Annotated in this window: 17 protein-coding genes; 9 read left to right on the top strand and 8 right to left on the bottom strand. The window is 69.4% G+C overall.

The window, feature by feature from the left end; all coding sequences use genetic code 11:
* Nucleotides 1-19: 19 nt before the first annotated feature.
* The 3 genes from NQK81_RS04865 to NQK81_RS04875 are packed head-to-tail and all read right to left on the bottom strand — an operon-like array spanning nucleotide 20 to nucleotide 3976.
* Complete coding sequence (locus NQK81_RS04865) at nucleotides 20-1276, bottom strand: carboxyl transferase domain-containing protein (RefSeq protein ID WP_257487216.1); 1257 nt, start codon at nucleotides 1274-1276, stop codon at nucleotides 20-22.
* Nucleotides 1269-2687 carry an acyl-CoA synthetase gene (locus tag NQK81_RS04870; protein ID WP_257487217.1) on the bottom strand — a complete coding sequence of 473 codons (1419 nt, stop codon included), beginning with the start codon at nucleotides 2685-2687 and terminating at the stop codon, nucleotides 1269-1271. The genes NQK81_RS04865 and NQK81_RS04870 overlap by 8 nt, the downstream gene beginning before the upstream one ends.
* Nucleotides 2688-2698: 11 nt before the next feature.
* Nucleotides 2699-3976 carry an SLC13 family permease gene (locus NQK81_RS04875; RefSeq protein WP_257487218.1) on the bottom strand — a complete coding sequence of 426 codons (1278 nt, stop codon included), beginning with the start codon at nucleotides 3974-3976 and terminating at the stop codon, nucleotides 2699-2701.
* A gap of 145 nt (nucleotides 3977-4121) precedes the next feature.
* Here NQK81_RS04875 and NQK81_RS04880 point away from each other — a divergent pair, with 145 nt between their 5' ends.
* A complete protein-coding gene (locus NQK81_RS04880; protein WP_257487219.1) occupies nucleotides 4122-4826 on the top strand; it encodes a FadR/GntR family transcriptional regulator in 705 nt (234 codons plus the stop codon).
* Here the strand turns inward: NQK81_RS04880 and NQK81_RS04885 are convergent.
* On the bottom strand, nucleotides 4823-5431 hold the full coding sequence (locus tag NQK81_RS04885; RefSeq protein ID WP_257487220.1) for a TetR/AcrR family transcriptional regulator: 609 nt from the start codon (nucleotides 5429-5431) through the stop codon (nucleotides 4823-4825). The genes NQK81_RS04880 and NQK81_RS04885 overlap by 4 nt on opposite strands.
* Before the next feature lie 93 nt (nucleotides 5432-5524).
* Here NQK81_RS04885 and NQK81_RS04890 point away from each other — a divergent pair, with 93 nt between their 5' ends.
* On the top strand, nucleotides 5525-6415 hold the full coding sequence (locus NQK81_RS04890; protein WP_257487221.1) for an alpha/beta fold hydrolase: 891 nt from the start codon (nucleotides 5525-5527) through the stop codon (nucleotides 6413-6415).
* A 261-nt stretch (nucleotides 6416-6676) separates the two neighbouring features.
* On the opposite strand, the gene NQK81_RS04895 is transcribed toward NQK81_RS04890, so the two are convergent.
* Nucleotides 6677-7846: an aminotransferase-like domain-containing protein gene (locus tag NQK81_RS04895; RefSeq protein ID WP_257487222.1), complete on the bottom strand. Its 1170-nt coding sequence runs from the start codon at nucleotides 7844-7846 to the stop codon at nucleotides 6677-6679.
* Nucleotides 7847-7957: 111 nt separating this feature from the next.
* On the opposite strand from NQK81_RS04895, the gene NQK81_RS04900 reads away from it, so the two are divergent.
* Nucleotides 7958-8308, top strand: a complete 351-nt coding sequence (locus NQK81_RS04900) for a hypothetical protein (RefSeq protein WP_257487223.1) — start codon at nucleotides 7958-7960, stop codon at nucleotides 8306-8308.
* Here the strand turns inward: NQK81_RS04900 and NQK81_RS04905 are convergent.
* Entirely contained in the window at nucleotides 8305-9528 is a 1224-nt protein-coding gene (locus NQK81_RS04905) for an FAD-binding protein (RefSeq protein WP_257487224.1), read from the bottom strand. The genes NQK81_RS04900 and NQK81_RS04905 overlap by 4 nt on opposite strands.
* A gap of 71 nt (nucleotides 9529-9599) precedes the next feature.
* On the opposite strand from NQK81_RS04905, the gene NQK81_RS04910 reads away from it, so the two are divergent.
* From NQK81_RS04910 to NQK81_RS04925, 4 genes are all read left to right on the top strand, one after another.
* On the top strand, nucleotides 9600-10838 hold the full coding sequence (locus tag NQK81_RS04910) for an ArsB/NhaD family transporter (RefSeq protein ID WP_257487225.1): 1239 nt from the start codon (nucleotides 9600-9602) through the stop codon (nucleotides 10836-10838).
* A gap of 12 nt (nucleotides 10839-10850) precedes the next feature.
* Nucleotides 10851-11621, top strand: a complete 771-nt coding sequence (locus tag NQK81_RS04915; RefSeq protein WP_257487226.1) for an IclR family transcriptional regulator — start codon at nucleotides 10851-10853, stop codon at nucleotides 11619-11621.
* A 32-nt stretch (nucleotides 11622-11653) separates the two neighbouring features.
* A complete protein-coding gene (locus tag NQK81_RS04920) occupies nucleotides 11654-12829 on the top strand; it encodes a 4-hydroxybenzoate 3-monooxygenase (protein WP_257487227.1) in 1176 nt (391 codons plus the stop codon).
* Nucleotides 12830-13022: 193 nt separating this feature from the next.
* Nucleotides 13023-15698 carry an ATP-binding protein gene (locus NQK81_RS04925; protein ID WP_257487228.1) on the top strand — a complete coding sequence of 892 codons (2676 nt, stop codon included), beginning with the start codon at nucleotides 13023-13025 and terminating at the stop codon, nucleotides 15696-15698.
* An 18-nt stretch (nucleotides 15699-15716) separates the two neighbouring features.
* On the opposite strand, the gene NQK81_RS04930 is transcribed toward NQK81_RS04925, so the two are convergent.
* Nucleotides 15717-17480, bottom strand: a complete 1764-nt coding sequence (locus NQK81_RS04930; protein WP_257487229.1) for a bifunctional sugar phosphate isomerase/epimerase/4-hydroxyphenylpyruvate dioxygenase family protein — start codon at nucleotides 17478-17480, stop codon at nucleotides 15717-15719.
* Nucleotides 17470-18318 (bottom strand): shikimate dehydrogenase, encoded by an 849-nt coding sequence (locus tag NQK81_RS04935; protein ID WP_257487230.1) that lies wholly within the window; start codon nucleotides 18316-18318, stop codon nucleotides 17470-17472. The genes NQK81_RS04930 and NQK81_RS04935 overlap by 11 nt, the downstream gene beginning before the upstream one ends.
* A gap of 111 nt (nucleotides 18319-18429) precedes the next feature.
* Between NQK81_RS04935 and NQK81_RS04940 the strand changes: the two genes are divergently transcribed.
* Both NQK81_RS04940 and NQK81_RS04945 read left to right on the top strand, forming a co-directional pair.
* Nucleotides 18430-19071 carry a TetR/AcrR family transcriptional regulator gene (locus tag NQK81_RS04940; protein ID WP_126732242.1) on the top strand — a complete coding sequence of 214 codons (642 nt, stop codon included), beginning with the start codon at nucleotides 18430-18432 and terminating at the stop codon, nucleotides 19069-19071.
* 121 nt (nucleotides 19072-19192) lie between these two features.
* Nucleotides 19193-20500, top strand: a complete 1308-nt coding sequence (locus NQK81_RS04945; RefSeq protein WP_257489695.1) for an MFS transporter — start codon at nucleotides 19193-19195, stop codon at nucleotides 20498-20500.
* Nucleotides 20501-20511 lie beyond the last annotated feature (11 nt).

Below are 20511 nucleotides of genomic sequence, written 5' to 3' on the forward strand. Positions count from 1 at the left end.
CTTGAACATGTCGAACCACTTATCTCAGGAAGGTGACCGGTTCCGGTCCCGCGATGCCGTCGATGACACCGAGGGCGAGCAGATCTTCGGGACGTGGCTTCAGCGCGTCGGCGAGGGCGGGGATCTCTTCGGGATCCCGTTTGAGGATCCCGGCCGCCAGTTCCGGGGCGATGACGGAGAAACAGGCGTCCGGGGTGAGCCAGATCCGGTCCGCCGAGCAGAGGGCGAGCGCGCCGCCCGAGCCTCCTTCCCCGATGACGAGAGTCGTGACCGGCACCTCCGCCGCCGCGATCGCGCCGAACAGTTCGGCGATGGCGTTCCCCGCCCCGGCCGTTTCCGCGGCTGGATCGGCGGCCGCGCCCGGGGTGTCGACGAGGGTCAGCACCGGCAGCCCCAGCCTGCCGGCGAGGCGGATCAGCCGCGTCGCCGTCCGGAAACCGCCGGGCGTGGTGGCGGTCCCGTTCTGCGCCGCGAAAGCGATCGGCCGCCCGCCCCTGCTTCCGAACCCGCAAAGAATTCCGTCGTCGGCGCCGCCCCGGAGGGTGACACGGGTGTCGAAGTAGTCGTCGAGGTAGGCGTCCGCGCGGGGCCGGTCCGCCGACCGCGCGCGCTGGACGGCTTGCCAGCCGTCGGCCGCGGAGTCGAGGGCGCCGAGCGCGCGGGGCAGATCCGCCGGGCGGTTCCGCGAAGCACCGGTCAGCAGCCCGAGCCAGACCTCCAGCCGGTCGGCGATCGCGTCCTCGGCCACGAGTTCGTCGACATATCCGGCCGCGTACTGGTTTTCCGCCGTGTACGCGGGATCGTCGGCGTACCGCTCCGGCCGCACCCGGCGTCCGGCGAACCCGACTTGAGCGCCGGGGACGGCGAGCACGACGTCGGCGTCGGCGCCGAGGGACGCCCACACCCCGCCGGTGGTGGGGTGCCGCGCGACGGTGATGTGCGGCAGCCGCTCTTCGCGCAGCAGTGCCAGACCGCGCGCGATCCGCTGTAGTTGCCGCAGCGCGGGAACGCCCTCCTGCATCCGGGTCCCGCCCGTGGACAGCAGCGAGACGACGGGAAGCCGGTGCGAGCGCGCCTCGTCGAGCGCCCGCTCGATGAGCGCGCCGGTGCCGGTCCCGACCGAACCGCCGAGGAAGCCGAACTCGAAGCGGATCACCACGACCTCGTGGCCGCCGATCTTCGTGCGTTCCCAGACCAACGACTCTTCCGCGCCCGTGCGTTCCCTGGCGCGTGCCAGGGAAGCGGCGTAACCGTCCCAGCCCAGCGGGTCAGTCATGGAGAGCCCGCTTGAGGACCTTGCCCATCTCGTTGCGGGGCAACGCTTCCAGGTAGTGCACGACCCGCGGCCGCTTGTGCGGGGACAGCAGACCGGCGACGTGGTCGGCGAGTTCGCCCGGCGATGGCCTGTCCCCGGCGGGGACGATCCAGGCCACGATGCGCTCGCCGAGGTCTTCGTCCGGCTCCCCGGTGACCGCAGCCTCCGCGACCCCCGGATGTTCCAGGAGCGCGTTCTCGATCTCGCCCGCGCCGATCTTGTAGCCGCCGCTCTTGATCAGGTCGGTGGCGCGGCGGCCCACGATCCGCACGTAACCGTCCGGATCGCGCACCGCCATGTCACCGGTCTTGAACCAGCCGTCGCGCAACGCGGCTTCCGTGGCGTCCGGCCGGTTCAGGTAGCCGAGGAACAGGTTCGGGCCGCGGACCTCGATCTCGCCGACGGACTCGCCGGAGAGCGGTTCTCCGGCGTCGTCGACGATCCGCAGTTCGACGCCGGGCACCGGCGGGCCGACCGCGCCTGGCCGCCGGTCCCCCGTGACGCGGACACCGCAGTTCATCAGCGTTTCGGTCATGCCATAGCGTTCGACGACCCGTTGCCCGGTCGCGGCGGTGATCCGCTCGTGGTCGGTCGCGGGCAGGGCCGCCGAACCCGAGACCAGCAGCCGCGCCGCGCCCACTCCGGCGGCCAGCGCGGGATCGGCTTCGCAGTCGGCGGCGAGCCGGTGGTACATCGTCGGGACACCGAAGAGCATCGTGCCCGCGCCGGCGAGTTCCTTCGCGGCCGCTTCGGTCGAGAACCGGCCGAGGTGATGCAGCGAGCCGCCCCGTCGCAGCGGGCCGACCACGCCCAGGATCAGGCCGTGCACGTGGAAGAGCGGAAGGGCGTGCACGAGAACATCGGCGTCGGTCCAGTCCCAGATCTCCGCGAGCGCGTCGAGATTCGACGCGACCGCCCGGCGCGGGAGAAGGACGCCCTTCGGCGGTCCGGTGGTGCCCGAGGTGTAGATGACGAACGCCGGGCTCTCCGGATCCGGTTCCCCGCGTTGCCACGGTGAGCCCGAGGTGTCCAGCTCGACCGGGACCCGTGGCAGCACATCGAGTTCCGGCGGCAGCTCCGCGTCCGGCGCGGCCAGCACCAGATCCGGCACACTGTCGGCGACGATATGCGCCAGTTCGCGTGATCCGGCCTTCGGGTTGATCGGCACCACGGGGACGCCGGCGGCCAGCGCGGCGACGATCGCGACACAGGTCCGCAGGGTCGGTGTCGCCCACACCGCGACGCGCGGGCGTCCGGCCAGCCTGGCGGCGAGTGGTCCCGCGACGCACGCGAGTTCGCCGTAGGTCAGGGATTCGTCGCCGAACCGCAGGGCGACGCGGTCGCTCTTCCCGGCAGTCAGTCCGGACAGCATGGATCTCCTCCTCAGCCCCAGTTGGGCACGACGAACACGAGCCAGGCGACCAGCGGCACGACGGCCACCACGAGCGCCCCGTAGACCAGAAGTTGTTTGAAGAACTTGTCGCGGTCGACGTCCTTCGCGTTGGCGAGGACGAGCGCGCCGTTGGTGGAGAACGGACTGACGTCCACCATCGTCGCCGAGACGGCGAGGGCGGCGATCATGCCGACCGGCCCGATCGTGCCCTGCGCCAGGAACGGCACGGCGAGCGGGATGAGCGCGCCCATCAGCCCGACCGAAGACGCGAAGGCGGACACGACACCGCCGATGTAGCAGAGCAGAAGCGCCGCGAGCAGCGGGATCCCGACGGTGGTGACCGCGTTGCCGACGTAGTCGATGGTGCCGATCTCCTTCAGCACCGCCACGTAGGTCAGCACGCCGCAGATCAGCAGCACGGTCGGCCAGGTGATCTCGGAGACGGCGGAGCGGCTGGTCTTGGGCCACGCGACGCTCAGCAGGACGGCGACGGTGATGGCGGTCAGGCCAGGGTCGAGGTCGAACACGAGGGTGCCGACCACGAGCGCGACCAGGCCGGTCAGCGTCACGATCTTGGGGCCGTCCAAGGGAATCCGCTGTTCGTGCGGCAGCGGTTCCTCCTCGGTCTCCCCTCCGCCGGCGCCCGCCGTCACGAGCTGGCGGCGACGCAGTTTGGTCCCGCCGAGGACGACGAACAGGACGCCCGCGATGGCGAGGTTCATGCCGAGGCTCGCGAGAAACAGCACCACGGGGCTGCCCGCGATGTGGTTGCGCTCGACGATGCCGTTGACGATGGAGCCGTAGACGCTGATCGGCGAGAATCCGCCGCCCTGCGCGCCGTGCACCACCATCGCGCCCATGAGCAGCGGACTGATCTTGTAGCGGGCGGCGAAACCGAGCGCGATCGGCGCGACGATCGCGCAGGCCGCCGGGCTCACCGCGCCGATCGCGGTCAGCGCGCCGGTGACCACGAACATCACCCACGGGATCAGCGCGATCCGGCCGCCGACCAGGCGCACGGCCGCGGCGACCAGCCAGTCGGTGGTGCCGTTGGCCCTGGCGATGGCGAACAGATAGGTGACGCCCACCAGCACCACGAAGATGTCGCCGGGGAATCCGGCGAAGATGCCGTCGGTGTCCAGGCCACCGGCGAGGGTGCCGACGAGGAACGCACCGGCGAAGGCGAGCGCCCCCATGTTGATCGAACGGGTCGTGGCGAGAGCGAAGATCACCACGAGAACGAGGATCGAGATCAGCTGGGCGGACATGACCGTCCTCCTTGACGGCGGGAGCCCCCTGGCGAGTGGCCGAGTGGACTAGTGGCTGAGCCACTTTCCCTGTGACGGCGACCACCTGTCAAGCCATGAGTGGTAAATTGGCTAAGCCACTTGTCCAGTCGCGGGAGGGGACCGAGTGCCGGAGGCGTTGAGCCGGTTGAACCGGGCGAAGCTCTACGAGCAGGTCGTCGAGCGGATCAAGGCGCACGTCGAGGAGTCCGGCCTGCACGCGGGCGACAAACTCCCCAGCGAACGCGACCTCGCCGAGCGGCTCGGGGTCAGCCGCGCGTCGATCAAGCAGGCGATCGTCGTGCTCGAGGTGCAGGGCCTGCTCGAGTCCCGGCACGGCGGGGGCACCTACTTGCGCAACGATCACCTCGACGTCGAACCGGTCGACGAACTGGTCGCCCGCCGCAAGCGGCTTCCGGAAGTACTCGAAGCCCGCGAGGCGATGGAGACCAAGCTCGCGGAGCTGGCCGCGTCGCGACGATCCGACGCGGATCTCGCCGCCATCGACGCGGCACTGGAGTACATGAAGACCGAGATCGAGGACGGCGGGCACGGCGCCGAAGGCGATCGCCGGTTCCACGAAGCGATCACCGCCGCCGCGGACAACGCCATCCTCGCCGAGTTCATGCGGTCGATCGACACACAGATCGCGGAAAGCCGCAACGAGTCCTTGCGGCAGCCCGGCAGGCCGTGGCGTTCACTGAGCCAGCATCACAACATCGCCGAGGCCATCCGGAACGGCGACCCGAAGGCGGCCGCGAACGCGATGCGACGGCACGTCCAGACCGTCAGCAAGGTCCGGCTGCTGACCTGGGACCCGCAGGCCGACTAGCGCTTCAGCAAGCCGTTCGCGGCGATCCCGGTCGCCGCGGCGAGCAGGGCACGCAGCTGTGCTTCGTCGCGACGCAAGGCGTCCGGCCGCCAGCCGAGGCTGATGATCCCGTTCCACGCCGCCCACAGCACGGTCGCGGTCTCTTCCGGGTCGACGTCCCGCAAGTCGCCGGCCTCCACCCCTTCACGCACGGCGCGCACGAGCCGCGCGTTCTGCTCGGCGACCGACCGGGCGAGCCGTTCCGCGAGTTCGTGCCCCGCCGCGTAACCGCCGGGCTCGCGGGGGAACGCCAGCATCCGGAAGTAGTCGGGGTTGGCCAGATAGAACGCCAGGTACTCGTCGGCCGCGGCGTAGATCTGCTCGATCGGCTTGCGACCGAGGACATAGGCGCGGTCCATGTACTCGCGATCCGCCTGGAGCGCGCGCTCCACCACCGCCGCGTGCAGGCCCCCCTTCGAGCCGAAGTGGTTGTAGAGGGAGCCGACCGAGACCTTCGCCCGCTCGGCGATCTCCTCGACCGTGACGTCGTCGGCCGGACGTTCCCGAAAGACCTCGTCCGCGGCACGCAGCAGCGCGGCGATCGTCCGTTCCTTGCGCGGGTCCACGCTGGAAGCCTAGCGGTTCTTGTAACCGTTGCAAAAACCACGCTACAGTTCTTGCAACGGTTACAAGAACTCGCCCGGCGAAAGGCGGCGGACATGACGAACTGGGCGGGCACCGGCTGGCGGGATCCCCGGCTCGGCGCCGCGAAGGAGGCCGAACTCCCCTCGGGAACCGTGCGCTACCACGAGAGCGGGACCGGGCCGACACTCGTGTTCGTCCACGGCTACCTGGTGAACGCGAACCTCTGGCGCGCGCTCGTCCCGTTGCTCTCCCCCGCTTTCCGTTGTGTCACACCGGATTGGCCGCTCGGCGCTCATCTGACCCCGATGCGCCGCGACGCCGACCTGACCCCGCCCGGGATGGCCGCCGTGATCGCGCAGTTCCTCGACGCGCTCGAACTGACCGACGTCACGCTGATCGGCAACGACTCCGGCGGCGCCTACAGCCAGATCGCCGCCACGACGTATCCCGGCCGCATCGCGCGCCTGGTCCTCAACAGCTGCGAAACCCCGGAATGCTCTTGGCCGCCCGAACCCGGCGGTTTCGGGCTCCTCAAAGCGACCGCCGCCCATCAAGCGACCTACCGCGCGCTCTATCAGGCGTTGCGGATCCGCCGAACGTGGCGTTGGCGCAACACGTATGGGTGGCTGGCCAAGTACCCCGTCGACGCACGGGCCATGGAGAGCTACATCGGCCCGGTGCTGACCGATCCGGCGATCCGCCACGACGGCCGCAAGGCCATCGGCAGTGTGTCGGCGCGGTACAGCCGCGAGGCGGCCGCCCACCTCGCGGCCGGGTTCGGCAAACCGATCCTGCTGGCCTGGGCCGCCGAGGATCGCGTGTTCCCGCTCGCCAACGCCCAACGGTTCGCCGAACGACTGGACGCGCCCTTGAAGACCATTCCCGACAGTTACGCGTACACGGCCGAGGACCAGCCGGCGAAGACGGCCGCCGTGATCACCGAATGGGCGCGGCAGCTTCTTTGAGAGGCCTCGCGTGACCGGATGGACGACACGCGTGATCAGGCGGACGACACGCGTGACCGGCCGGACGGCACACGTGATCAGAGGGACGGCACACGCCCGCGGCCAGTCCGCCGCGTGTCGTCCATCTGGACACGCGTGTCGTCCGTCGGATCACGTGAGTCGTCCATCTGGACACGTGTGCCGTCCCTTGAGACACGGTCGGTTCCAAACCGCATCGCCTCTCGCGCCCGGGCCGGTACGAGACCCCGGACGACGCTTACCTCACTGCGCCAGCGCTTTGCCCAGCCGCCGCAAACCCTCGGCGATCGTCTCCGGCGCGTGCGTCGCGAACGACAGCCGCAACGCCGACCGATCCGGCTCCCCCACCTGGAATGCCGAGCCGGGCACGAAGGCGACGTCCTGCCGCAGCGCCTCGGGAAGCAACCGGTCCGTGTCCGCGCCGCCGGGAAGCGTGACCCAGACGAACATCCCGCCGTCCGGGTCGGTCCACGTCGTCCCGGGCGGGGTGATCGCGGGCAGCTCGGCCAGCATCGCGTCACGGCGCACGCGGTACGTCGCGCACAACTTCCGCACGTGCGCGTCGAGATCCGCGATGGCCAGATATTCGGCCGCGGCCGCCTGATCGACGGTCGAACTGTGCAGATCGGTCGCCTGTTTGAGGATCGTGACGCGGCGCAGGAGGTCCGCCGGCGCGCGGAACCAGCCTAGCCGCATCCCCGGGGCGATCACCTTCGAGAAGCTACCGAGATAGATCGTGCGCCCGGCGAGTTCCGGACGGGCCGACAACGGTTCCTCGCGCTCGCCGCGATACCGCAGCTCGTGGTACGGATCGTCCTCGACGAGCCAGAACGCGTGACGCGCGATCACCTCCGCGAGCGCACGCCGCCGCTCCGGGCCGATCGTGCGCCCGGACGGATTCGAGAACGTCGGGACGAGGTACAGCAGCGCAGGCCGTTCCCTGGCCGCGATCTCGTCCAACGCGACCGGGTCGATCCCCTCCGCGTCGCCGGGGACGGGCACGACGCGCGCCCCGGCGAGCTGGAAGCATTGCAGCGCCGACAGGTACACCGGTTCCTCGACCAGCACGGTGGCTCCGGGATCGAGCAACGCGGTACTCAGCAGTTGCAGGCCCTGCTGTGAACCCGTGGTGATCAGCAGATCGTCCACAGTGGTCGCGAGCCCGCGACCGGACAGGCGCCGCGCGAGCAGCTCGCGCAGCCGCGGATTCCCTTCGGTGGGCGAATACTGCAACGCGGACTCGTCGGCGAGCGCCCGGCCGAAGGCGGCACGAAGGCCGTCCACATCGAACAGTTCCGGCGCGGGCATGCCACCGGCGAACGAGATCACGCCAGGGCGGGCGGTGAGCGCGAGCAGGTCGCGCACGGGAGAACTGGTGACGCCGTCCATACGACGGGCGAGGGGAAGAGACATGAAGGCTCCTCGGGAGAAACGTGCGGCTCCAGTGCAGCAGCCGGGGATCTTCCCGCGCGAGCAAGCAACTGCCGCCACGATAGCAGTTTCGCCCGCCCCTAGGCTTGTGCCGTGCCTCTCGTGGAAATCACCTACGCGCCCCATCTTCCCGATGCCAAGCTGCGTGAGCTCGGCTCGGTTCTCCCGCATCTCGTGTCCGTCGCCGTGGAGTGCCCTGAGGAGCCGTACGACGGCGACCTCCAGCCGGGCGACGTGGAACTGCGTTTCCGCGCACCGGGACCGTTCGACCGCTTCGGGCTCGATCTCCTGGTCGAGGTCCGGTCGAAGTGGTTCCCGAGCCGGGCGGACAACCGCCAGGAGCGGGCAGACCTGCTGCGCACGAGTATCGAGGCCGAGACCGGGATCGACGACGTCGGCGTGTACCTCTCCCTTCCCGTCGCGGCGTGGTCGCAATCGGACTAGCTCTCCCCGAACACGTGCCGCCGGGCGAACGGGTTCCGGAACTTGCCGTCCGGGTCCAGTTCGTCGGCGAGCGCCCGGAAATCGGCCAGCTTCGGGTAGTCCGCCGCGCGGTGGAAGAGCTTCCCCCAGTGCGGCCGGACGTCGAACGGGGCGAGCCGTTCCTCCATCACGGGTAGCAGCTCGCGGACCGCCTTCTCGTCCGGCAGCCAGGTGAAGTGCAGCGCCAGCCGGTCGCCCCCGTGGAACGGGCTGAGCCACAGGTCGTCCCCCGCGACCGTGCGGATCTCCGAAGTGAGCAGGACGGGTGCCAGCCGGTGCCCGAGTTCGCGCATCGCCTCCATCGCCGCGACGGCGTGCCGGATGGGCACGAAGTACTCGGTCTGGAGTTCGTTCCCGATGCTGGGCGTGAAGTCCAGGCGGAAATGCGGGATCCGTTCGTGCCACGGTCCGGTGATTCCGAGCTGCCGCGTGCAGTTGTCCGCCGGGATACCCGCCGCGTGGGCCGGATGCCGTGGCCCGTCCGCCGCCGTCGCGCCGAAGAAATCCTCGCCAGGCTGTCCCGGTCCTTTGACCCAGACCTGGTCGACCTCGTCGCGGGCCCAGTTCGTGAACAGGCTGACGCTGTACCCGGCGTCCTGGATCTCGTCGAAGTGCTCGTACACCGCTTCCCAAGCCAGGCCGTCGAAGACGTCCTGCCGGAGGTCGAACGACGGCACCAGGTCGAGGGTCAGCCGGGTCACCACCCCCAGCGCGCCGAGGCCGACGACCACGCCGTCGTGCCGGGAGAACGTCTTCAGCTCGCCGTCGGCGGTCACCAGCTCCAAACCGGACACCGCCGACGCCAGGCTCTGGTTGCGCCGGCCGGAACCGTGGGTCGCCGTCGCGACGGTGCCCGCCACCGTGCAGTGCGGCAGTGACGCGAGGTTGGCCAGCGCGAACCCGGCGGCGTGCACCTGGACGGCGATGTCGCCGTAGCGGGCCGCCGCGGGCACCGTGACCGTCGCCGACTCCGTGTCGAGGCCGGCTTCCACGTCGAGCGTGGACAGATCGAGCAGGACGCCACCCGGACTGTCCGCGATGTCGTTGAAACAGTGCCTGCTGCCGAGCGCCTTGACCGCGCTCGCGCCGGCGACGGCCTCCTGCACCTCCCCGATCGTGCGTGGCCGGAGGATCCGCTCCGCGGAGAAGGTCTGATTTCCCGCCCAGTTCGTCTCTCGCACCAGGCCCAGCCTAGATTGCCGACGTCGGCTTCATCCGGAGGAGGTTCGCCCTGACAGGCATTCCCGGCGAGATGGTGTCCATCGCGCTCTTGCTGGTCGTCCTGGCCTTCGCGGTGATCCGGCCACGCGGTCTCCCGGAGGCGGTCGCCGCCGTCCCCGCCGCGGCGATCGTCCTGGTGACCGGAGCGATCTCGTTCCCCGACGCCCTCGACGAGGTGACCAGGCTCGCCCCGGTCGCCGGCTTCCTCGCCGCGGTGCTCGTCCTGGCCAAACTGTGCGACGACGAGGGGCTGTTCCAGGCGGCCGGGACGCTCATGGCGCGGTTCAGCCGGGGACGGCCGCGACGGCTGCTGCCCGCGGTGTTCGTCGTCGCCGCGGCGGTCACCGTTGTGCTCAGCCTGGACGCCACCGTCGTGCTGCTGACCCCGGTCGTGTTCGCCACCGCCGCGCGGATGGGCGCGCGGGCCAAACCGCACGCCTACGCCTGCACGCATCTGGCGAACTCGGCCTCGCTGCTGCTGCCGGTGTCCAATCTGACCAATCTGCTCGCCGTCGCCGCGACCGGCATCTCGTTCCTGCGGTTCACCGCGCTGATGGCGTTGCCCTGGCTCGCGGCGGTGCTCACCGAATACCTGGTGTTCCGCCGGTTCTTCGCCGCCGACCTCGCGGCCCGGCCGCGGGGCGGGAAAGCGGTCCCGGCCGGGAAGGTGCCGACGTTCGTCCTCGTCGTCCTCGGCCTGACGCTGGCGGGATTCGTGCTCACGTCGCTGCTGGACGTCAGCCCCGCGTGGGCCGCGTTCGCGGGCGCCGCGGTCCTCGCTTGCCGTGCCCTCGTGCGGCGGCGGACCTCTCCCGCCGCGATCGTGCGGTCGGCGAGCATCCCTTTCGTCGCTTTCGTGCTCGCGCTGGCGATCGTGGTCCGCGCGGTCGTCGACAACGGACTGGACGAGGCGCTGAGCCACCTGGTGCCGACCTCCACCTCCTTCCCCGCCCTGCTCGGCGCCGCCGCGGTGGCGGCCGTCCTCGCCAACCTGATCAACAACCTGCCCGCCGTGCTGGTGCTGCTGCCGCTCGCCGCCGCCGGCGGGACACCGGTGGTGCTGGCCGTGCTGATCGGGGTCAACCTCGGGCCGAACCTCACCTACGTCGGCTCGCTGGCGACGTTGTTGTGGCGGCGGATCCTGCACCGCCACGACACCCGGCCGGAGCTGGGCGAGTTCACCCGGCTCGGGCTGCTCACCGTCCCGGCGTCCATCGTGCTCGCCGTCGGCGGGCTGTGGCTCGGGCTCGCCCTGACTTCCACTCAGTGAGAAGATGGGCGGATGTCCGGGAACCTGTCGACACCCGGCGCCAGCGTCACGTCGCGGGCGTTCGCGCTGCTCGGCGCCTTCGACGTCGACCATCGTGAGCTTTCGCTGACCGAACTCTCGCAGCGGGCCGGCCTGCCACTGCCCACCGCGCACCGGCTCGCCCGCGAACTCGTGGGCCTGGGCGCGCTGGAGCGGCGCGAGGACCGGTACGCCGTCGGCAGACGGCTGTGGGACCTCGGGCTGCTCGCGCCCGTCCAGTTCGAACTGCGGCAGGTCGCCGCGCCCTTCCTCCAGGATCTCTACGGCGCGACCGGCGCCACGGTGCATCTCGGCGAGCGTGACGGCGACCAGGTGCTCTACCTCGACCGGCTCTCCGGGAACGCCTCCGTGCCGGTGGTCAGCCGGATCGGCGGACGCCTGCCGCTGCACGCCACCGGGATCGGGAAGGTCCTGCTGGCCTGGGCACCGGAAGACGTTCAGCGGCGAGTGCTCGCCTCGCTGACCCGCGTGACGCCGTACACCATCACGCAGCCCGGCCGCCTGCGCGAACAGTTGCGCCGCGTCCGGCGGGAGGGTTACGCGCAGACCGTCGAGGAGATGAGCCGGGGCGCCTGCTCGGTCGCCGTCCCGATCCGGCCGTCGGGCGGCGACGTCGTCGCGGCGCTCGGCCTGGTCGTCCCCGATCTGAGCCGGGGCCGGGCCCGGCTGATCTCCGCGCTCCAGGTCGCGGCCGCCGGTATCGGCCGGAGCCTGTCAGTTTCACTGAGTGGAAGCGACGGCTAGCGGTCCGGTCGACGGGCGACCAGACTCCGGTCATGCGCACCCCAGTCGCCATCGTCGGCGCCGGCCCGGCCGGACTGCTCCTGTCGCATCTGCTCGACCTGGCAGGGGTCGAATCGGTCATCGTCGAGACCCGCTCGCGCGAGTACGTCGAAGCGCGGATCCGTGCGGGCATCCTCGAACAGTCCACAGTGGACCTCCTTCGCGAGACCGGACTCGGCGAGCGGCTCGACCGCGAAGGCGACGAGCACCGCGGTATCTACCTGCAATGGCCCGAAGAACGGCACCACCTCGACTTCGTGGACCTGGTGGGCCGAAGCGTCACCGTGTACGGCCAGACCGAGGTGACGAAGGATCTCGGCAAGGCGCGCGCGGCGGCCGGGCAGCAGATCCACTACGAAGTCACCGACACCGCCGTACACGACATCGAGACCGAGCGGCCCTACGTCACTTTCACCGACGCGGACGGCGTACAACAGCGGCTCGACGCCGACGTCGTCGTCGGCTGCGACGGCTCCTTCGGTCCTTGCCGCACCGCGATCCCCGACGCCGCCAAGCAGACTTGGGAACGCACCTACCCGTACTCGTGGCTCGGGGTGCTCGCCGACGTCGCCCCGTCGACCGACGAGCTCATCTACGCGTGGCATCCCGACGGTTTCGCCATGCATTCGATGCGTTCGGCGACGGTCAGCAGGCTCTATCTCCAGGTGCCCAACGGCACCGACATCGGCGACTGGTCCGACGACCGGATCTGGGAAGCGCTCGCGGCGCGGCTCGGCCACGGGCAGCACGGCTGGACCCTCACGCCGGGGCCGATCACCGACAAGAGCGTGCTGCCCATGCGCAGTTTCGTGCAGCAGCCCATGCGGCACGGCCGGCTGTTCCTCGCCGGCGACGCCGCCCATATCGTGCCGCCCACCGGCGCGAAGGGGCTCAACCTCGCCGTCGCCGACGTCGCCCTCCTCGCCCCCGCCCTGGCCGCTTTGCTGCGGAACAAGGACTTCGCTCTCGCCGACGCCTACTCCGACACCGCGCTGCGCCGGGTCTGGCGGTGTACGCACTTCTCGTGGTGGATGACGACGATGCTGCACCAATCCGGCGACCCGTTCGACCGGCAGTTGCAGCTTTCGCAGCTGCGATGGCTGGCGCGGAGTGAGGCGGGACGGGCGGGTCTGGCGGAGAACTACGCGGGTTTGCCCATCGGATTCTGAGGATCGCCGTTTCGCGGCGACATGCGAGGCCGGCCGTCGATCCGCCGGCCGAGCGGGCCGCGGACGTCGGCTGGATCCCTTGGCCACGGAATTCGCGCGGGATGACCGCGGCCGCCATTTTTCGGTGACGATGAAAGTCTCGCGACCTTCGGACACTTTCCGGCAGGCAACGATACCTTGATCGTCCTGTAGCATGGAGCCGACGCCGCGACGAGGGGTTGATCGCATGGTCTATTCCAGACAGCCCGGCCACCGGATACTGCTGGTACTCGACGTGGAGGGATTCGGCAGCGCCGAACGCCAACGGAACCCCGTTCAAGAAGCCGTTCGCGACGGACTGTATCAGGTTTTGCGCTGGGCACTCAACGCGGCGAATATTTCCTGGGAAGACTGTTATCACGAGGATCGCGGCGACGGTGTCCTCGTACTGGTGGCACCCCAGGTGCCCAAGGCGCCGTTCGTCGAATCGCTGCCGCAGATGCTCATCAAGGCTCTACTGCAATACAACGAAAGCGCTGCACGGCCCGAAGAACGCATCAGGCTCCGCATGGCTCTGCACGCGGGCGAGATCAAACACGACCCTCAGGGCGTCACCGGGCCGTCGATCATTCGCGCATTCAGGCTGATCGAAGCACCCGCGTTGAAAACATCGCTCGCGCAGTCGCCGGGCGTGCTGGCGTTCATCGTATCCGACTGGTTTTTCGAGGAAGTCGTCCAGAACAGTTCGATTGACGATCCCAGCCGCTATCAGCCGGTGACCGTGAAGGTAAAGGAGACGAACACCCGCGCCTGGATCTGCCTTCCCGACCATCCGTACCAGCGCGAATCCGAACAATTGACGGAGATTTCCGCACCGAGGCAGTTGCCAGCCAGATCGGGACTGTTCACCGGTCGCATTCGTGAGCTTGCCGAACTGACCGCTTCGTCGATCGTCGACGCCGAGTTCAAGGGCACCACGCCCATCATGGTGGTCAGCGGCATGGGCGGAATCGGCAAGACCTGGCTGGCGTTGGAATGGGCGCACGAGAACATCGACCGGTTTCCGGACGGGCAGCTCTACGTCAACCTGCGCGGCTACGACCCGTCCGGTGCGCCGGTGGCGGCCGAGGTCGCCATCCGCGGTTTCCTGGATGCCCTGTGCTCCTCACAACGGGACATCCCCGTCGGTACCGCCGCGCAGGCCGCGCTGTACCGGCGCAAGGTCGCCGACCGGCGCATGCTGATCCTGTTGGACAACGCCCGCGGTGGCGCTCAGGTGGTACCGCTGCTTCCTCAGAGTTCCAGCTGCACCGTGCTGATCACGACCCGGCACCAGCCCACCGAACTGATCGTCGCCCACGGCGCACGACCGCTGAGCCTGGGCACCCTGAACGACGCCGAAGCACGCGAACTGCTGACCAAACGTCTCGGACCGCACCGCGTCGAGGCCGAGCCCGCCGCGGTGAAGGACCTGGTGGGCTACTGCGCCGGGCTGCCGCTGGCGCTGAGTATCGTCGCCGCCCATGCGGCCGCCCACCAGGACTTCCCGCTCGCGGCGCTCGCCACGGACCTGGGTGATGCCTCGGCCCGGCTGGACGCGCTGGACGGCGGTGGGCTCTCCGCGAACCTGCGCACCGTCTTGTCCTGGTCCTATCAAACGCTCGACGCCCAGACGGCCGAGGTGTTCCGGATGCTCGGGCTGGCCCCTGGCCCGGATATCGGCGAGGTCGCCGCGGGGGTGCTCACGAATCTGAAGACCGACCAGGCACGCAACCTGCTGAGGCGGCTGGAGGAAGCGCACCTGTTGCAGCGGTACTTGCCGACCAGGTACCGCATGCACGACCTGGTCCGCCTCTACGCCGCCGAATGGGCTGGGCAGGACGACCAGGCAATGGGCAAGCTGCACAGGCTGATCTCGTACTACATCCACGCCGGCTACGCGGGCGAACGAATGCTCTACCCCGACCGGAAGAAGGTCGAGATCGGCGACGCTCCGGTCGGATTCGAGCTGCCATCCTTCACCGACGACAGCTCCATTCTCGCTTGGTTCGACCAGGAACACCCGTGTCTCATCGCCGCTCAAACGACCGCCGAACGACTTGGCTGGCAGACGCAGGTGTGGCAACTGGCGTGGATCCTGCACGGATATCTGTGGCGACGCGGCCACCTCCACGAACAGCGGACCACCTGGGAGGCCGGGCTGGCCGCCGCACGCGCGCTGGAAGACGCCACGATCGAAGGACTGGCCCACCGGCTGCTGGGTCAGGCATACGCGCGGTCGCAGCGGCTCACCGAAGCCTTGGAGCACCTGTACCGGGGGCGCGAACTGGCCAAGGAGACCGGTGACACACACGGCGAGGCTCGTTCGTACTACGACCTGATCATGGTCTGGCGGCTGCAGAACAACGACCAGCTCGCGCTCAACCACGCGAAAGAGGCGTTCCGGTTGTTCGAGCCCCTGGACAACCTCGTGTGGAAGGCGGAAGCACTCGATCGAATGGGGTGGCACCAAGCGCGGCTCGGTCAGTACGACGAGGCCCGCTCCTCATGTGAGCAGGCACTGGCCTTGTTCCGGGACGCCAGCAATCGGCAGGGCCAAGCAGTCACCCTGGACACACTCGGCTACATCGCCCACCATTGCGGCGAATACGATCTGGCGCTGGACCACTTCCACGAATCCTTGGAACTGTGCCGGGACCTGGGGGCGACGTACTACGAAGCCGACACCCTCGAACATCTCGGCCAATCCTTGGCAGCGCTTCGGCGCCGAGCCGAGGCTCGCCTGGTGTGGCAACAGGCTCTACGGCTCAACCGGACCCAGGAACGAACAGCCGACGCGGACCGCGTCGCGCAGCAGCTCGCCGCACTCGACGACGAGTCCGTCAGCTGACGCGGCCCCGGCCGAGGTTCAGCGCGTCAGGCTGAGCCGCCGTTCCCGATGCGCGGTCATGTACACCGGCGTGTTCACGACCCCGTATCCGCGATACCCGCCGATCCGTTGCACGACCTCGAAGAACACCCGCGAGCCGACCAATTCGGTGCAGAAGTGCAGGAACTCGCCGGACGAGTCCCGGTCGTACAGCACCGAATTCTCCCGCAGGGCGGCCGAAAACGGCAGATCGAACCGCGCGTCGAGGTCGTCGTAGTAGTTCCCGGGGATCGAAAGCAGTGGCGCACCCGCCTCCCGCATGGCCCTCGCGACGGCGATCGCGTCGTCGCACGCGAGGGCGATGTGCTGGGGCGAGGGCACTCCCGGTGCCCACTCCCCTCGCCGCACCAGGGCACTGTCCAAGGTCAGGCGGACGTCCCGGTTCCCGACCGCCCGGCTGCGCACGAGCCCGAACGGCGCCGCGAATTCGGACACCGGTTCGGGCTCCAGGCCGAGCACCGAACGGTAGAACAGCGTCGCCTCGTCGAAGTGGTCGAAAGGCTGGGTCAGGGCGACGTGGTCGATGCCGGTGATCCCCGTCCCCGACGGCGCCGCTCCGGTGGGAACGAAGTCGCGAAGCCATTCTTCGTTGCCACAGAAGAAGATCTCGGTCCCGTCCGGGGCGGCGACGGCGGACAGGTCCGCCTCGTCCGGGCCGTGTTCGCGTGGCAGCACCGGCGCGAGCAGGTCTTCCGCGCGCCGTGCCGATCCGGCCGGGTTGGCGCTGGTCAGGCCGAGCGCGCTGATCGTGCCCTCCGCGGCGGCTTCGTTCACCAGCAGCCGCGCCGATCCCTGTCGCCACAAGTGGACCGGTTTCGAGCGATGCGTTCCGACGTGCGTGAAACCGAGTTCCGCGAGCACGGCGCCCGGAACCGCGAGCTCCGCGAAGGCGTGCCCATCCAGCCGGGGCGCCTCGGGAACCGCAAGGGCACCAACGGATTCGCGCAGAGCCACCAGTGATCGCATCGCGTCGACGGCCGCGGGCCGCGGATCCGCCTGCCGGAAGACGTCGTTGAACACCTCCAGCGAAAGCGGTCCTCGATATCCCGCCGCCAGGACGTGCCCGGTGAACGTGGCCAAGTCGAACGCGCCTTGTCCCGGGAAGAGCCGGTGATGCCTGCTCCAGTGCAGCACGTCCATGTCCAGCAGAGGCGCGTCGGCCAGTTGCAGGAAGAAGATCTTCTCCCCCGGGATCGTCCGGATCGCGCGGGAATCGCTGCGCCGCGACAGGATGTGGAAGCTGTCGAGGCAGACTCCCAACGCCGGATGGTCGGCCCGCCGCACGATCCGCCACGCGTGCTCGTAGGTGTTCACGAACCGGCCCCACGCGAGCGCTTCGTAAGCGACGCGGATTCCGCGCGACGCGGCCAGCGAAGCCAGCTCGTGCAGTTGCTCGGCGGCGAGATCGTCGTCGTCGACGGCGTCGGGCGAGACCGACGAACACACCAGGACGGTGTCGGCCCCGAGTTCGGCCATGAGGTCGAACTTCCGCCGTGCCCGGCGGAGATTCGCGCGGAGCACGTCCGGCGGCACCGCCTCGAAATCGCGGAACGGCTGGTAGAGATCGATCGTGAGGCCGAGGTCGGCGCACAGCCGCCGGATCTCCGACGGCGTCCGCCGGGACGCGATCAGGTCGTTCTCGAAGATCTCGACGCCGTGGAAGCCGGCCGCGGCGGCCGCGGCGAGCTTGTCCTCGAGCGTGCCGGAAAGGCAGACGGTCGCGATGGCGGTGTCACCGGACATGGGCGGGTTTCCCTTCCAGCGCTTCGAAATGCCGGAGCATCCGGTCGGCGTCCGGCTCCGCTCCGGTGAACAGGCGGAACGAGTCCGCCGCCTGGAAGACGACCATTCCGCCACCGTGCAGCGTCCGGCAGCCCCGCTCCCGCGCCTGCTTGAGCAGCGCGGTCTCCAACGGGCGGTAGACGATGTCGGCCACCCACATCCCTGGGCGCAGCGACTCGGCGGGAACGGGCGATCCCGGATACGCGGCCATCCCGGTCGGCGTGGCGTGGACGAGGCCGTCGGCGACACGGATGTCATCGAGGGAACCGGTGAGGGCCCGGTCGTCGCCGAACCGCCGCAGCAGCGCGGAGACCAGGGTCCCGGCACGCGCCGAGTCGACGTCGTGGACGATCAGCCGCCCGGCCCCCAGCGAAAGCAGGGCATGGGCCACGGCCGCGCCCGCCCCACCCGCGCCGAGGAGGACGACCGTGTCCATCTCGGCGTCCGGCAGGCCCTGGATGAGGTTGCGGGCGAAACCGGTCGCGTCCGTGTTGTGCCCGGTGGCGAGCCCCTCGCGGAACACCACCGTGTTGACCGCGCCGAGTGCCGCGGCATCCGGCGCGACCTCGTCGAGATACGGCAGCACCTGTTGTTTCACCGGATGCGTGACGTTGAGACCGTCGAAGCCCGCGGTCCGCGCGGCGGCCAGCACTTCGCCGATCGGCCGCCTCAGCACGTCGAGGTCGAGCCGCCGGTAGAGATAGCGCAGCCCGAGCTCGTCGGCTTCCCGTTCGTGCAGCGCCGGGCTGAGCGACGGCCCGATACCGGTACCGACCAGGCCGATGAGGTAGCTGGTCACCAAGATCCTCCGTTAATGTACGAACTAGTGAGTTCACTGTAGCGCGGACCGGTCGGCACGAGAAGGGCTGCGCTAGAGTGAGGCCTCCACCAGCGGTTCGGAGGGAGTCAGGTGGCCGCACCGTCGTCCGAGGTCGAGCGCCAGCGCGACAAGGAACGCACCCGCGCCGAAATCCTCGCGGTGGCCACCAGGGAATTCGCCGACAAGGGCTACGCCGGCGCCAGAGTGGACGAGATCGCCGCCCGCACGAGCACCACCAAGCGGATGATCTACTACTACTTCGGCGGCAAGGAACAGCTCTACGTCGCCGCGCTCGAACGGGCGTACGCGACCATCCGCGCCCTCGAACAGGATCTCGACGTCGACCATCTCGAACCCGAGGACGCGATCCGCCAGCTCGCCGAGCTCACCTTCGACCATCACGAGGCGAACCCGGACTTCATCCGCCTCGTGAGCATCGAGAACATCCACCACGGCGAGCACATCGCCCGCTCGGAAGCCCTGTCCGGGATGGCGAACCCGGCGCTGGACGTGCTCACCCGCATCCTCGACCGCGGCCGCGAGGCCGGCCGGTTCCGCGACGACGTCGACGCGCTCGACGTGCACATGGTGATCAGCTCGTTCTGCGTGTTCCGCCTCGCGAACCGGCACACCTTCTCCGCGATCTTCGGCCGCGACATGCTCGATCCCGCGCGCCGCGATCACTATCGCCTGATGCTGGGCGACCTGGTGATCGACTACCTGACGGCCTGAAATCCCGGCTCTTGACAACCCGGGCACCGTCTCGCAGGCTGTATTAACTAACTAGATCGTACATTGCTGGATCGCACCTTGGAGCGTCGACGTGGCCTCTCCCTCCCCTGTCACGCAAGGCATGCCCCGCAAGGCGGCGTTGGCCGCCTGGATCGGCAGCGCCTTGGAGTATTACGACTTCTTCATCTACGGAACCGCCGCCGCACTGGTGTTCAACAAGGTCTTCTTCCCCGCGTCCTCCCCCGCCACCGGAACACTGCTGGCGTTGGCCACCTTCGGCGTCGGCTACCTCGCCCGCCCGGTCGGCGCGTTCGTGCTCGGGCACGTCGGCGACCGGCTGGGCCGCAAGAAGGTCCTGGTGTTCACGCTGGTGCTGATGGGTGTCACGACGTTCCTGGTCGGCTGCCTGCCGACATACGCCTCAGTCGGGGTGCTCGCGCCGGTCCTGTTGGTGATACTTCGCCTCCTGCAAGGGCTTTCGGCCGCCGGGGAGCAGGCGGGCGCCAACTCGATGTCGCTGGAGCACGCACCGTCCCACCGGCGCGGCTACTACACGAGCTTCACCCTCAGCGGCACCCAGGCAGGCCAGATCCTCGCGACCGCGGTGTTCCTGCCGATCGCCGCACTCCCCCAGGAGCAGCTGCTCACCTGGGGCTGGCGGATCCCGTTCTGGTGCAGCGCCGTCGTGGTGGTGGTCGGCTTCGTGATCCGCCGCAAGATCGACGAGACCCCGGTGTTCCAGCAGAACCGGGCCGACGTCGCCAAACTGCCCGTCGCCGTGCTGTTCCGGACGCACTGGAAGGACGTGCTCCGCGTCGTCGTCGCGGCCACCATCGCCTCGGTCAGCACGATCTTCACCGTCTACGCGCTGAGCTACGCGGTCAACACGGTCGGGCTGGAACGCGGGCCGATCCTGTGGGTCGGCGTGCTGGCCAACGTCGCCGCGCTGCTCGCGATCCCTTTGCTGGCCGGGCTTTCCGACCGGATCGGCCGCAAGCCGGTGTTCATCGCGGGCTGTCTCGCCTGCGCGGTGCTGATCTTCCCCTACCTGTGGTCCATTTCGGACGGTTCGTATCCGCTGATCTTCACCGTCGGCATCCTGCTGTTCGGTGTCGCCTACAGCGCCGTCAACGGGGTGTGGCCGTCGTTCTACGGCGAGATGTTCAGCGCCAGGGTCCGCCTTTCGGGGATGGCGATCGGCACGCAGATCGGGTTCGCCATCGCCGGGTTCGCCCCGAGCGTGGTCGCCGCGATCGGTTCGGGGAAGGACGATTGGCTCGGCGTCGCCGTCTTCACCGCCGCCGTCTGCCTGCTCAGCGCCGCGGCCGCGCTCACCGCGCGCGAAACGCACCGCGTCCCGACCGAGGAGCTCGGCGAGACGCACGTTCGGTGGGCGAAAGAGCCCGCTTCCGCTACGCGTGGCGGGTGAATCGCCCCTGC

It is taken from the genome of Amycolatopsis roodepoortensis, assembly GCF_024628825.1.
Taxonomy (GTDB): Bacteria; Actinomycetota; Actinomycetes; order Mycobacteriales; family Pseudonocardiaceae; genus Amycolatopsis; species Amycolatopsis roodepoortensis.

Bases quoted from the DNA above. Each gene is read 5' to 3' on its own strand.
- NQK81_RS04865 (WP_257487216.1), bottom strand. From the start codon at position 1,276: ATGACTGACCCGCTGGGCTGGGACGGTTACGCCGCTTCCCTGGCACGC.
- NQK81_RS04870 (WP_257487217.1), bottom strand. From the start codon at position 2,687: ATGCTGTCCGGACTGACTGCCGGGAAGAGCGACCGCGTCGCCCTGCGG.
- NQK81_RS04875 (WP_257487218.1), bottom strand. From the start codon at position 3,976: ATGTCCGCCCAGCTGATCTCGATCCTCGTTCTCGTGGTGATCTTCGCT.
- NQK81_RS04890 (WP_257487221.1), top strand. From the start codon at position 5,525: ATGACGAACTGGGCGGGCACCGGCTGGCGGGATCCCCGGCTCGGCGCC.
- NQK81_RS04895 (WP_257487222.1), bottom strand. From the start codon at position 7,846: ATGTCTCTTCCCCTCGCCCGTCGTATGGACGGCGTCACCAGTTCTCCC.
- NQK81_RS04910 (WP_257487225.1), top strand. From the start codon at position 9,600: ATGGTGTCCATCGCGCTCTTGCTGGTCGTCCTGGCCTTCGCGGTGATC.
- NQK81_RS04915 (WP_257487226.1), top strand. From the start codon at position 10,851: ATGTCCGGGAACCTGTCGACACCCGGCGCCAGCGTCACGTCGCGGGCG.
- NQK81_RS04920 (WP_257487227.1), top strand. From the start codon at position 11,654: ATGCGCACCCCAGTCGCCATCGTCGGCGCCGGCCCGGCCGGACTGCTC.
- NQK81_RS04925 (WP_257487228.1), top strand. From the start codon at position 13,023: ATGGAGCCGACGCCGCGACGAGGGGTTGATCGCATGGTCTATTCCAGA.
- NQK81_RS04930 (WP_257487229.1), bottom strand. From the start codon at position 17,480: ATGTCCGGTGACACCGCCATCGCGACCGTCTGCCTTTCCGGCACGCTC.
- NQK81_RS04945 (WP_257489695.1), top strand. From the start codon at position 19,193: ATGCCCCGCAAGGCGGCGTTGGCCGCCTGGATCGGCAGCGCCTTGGAG.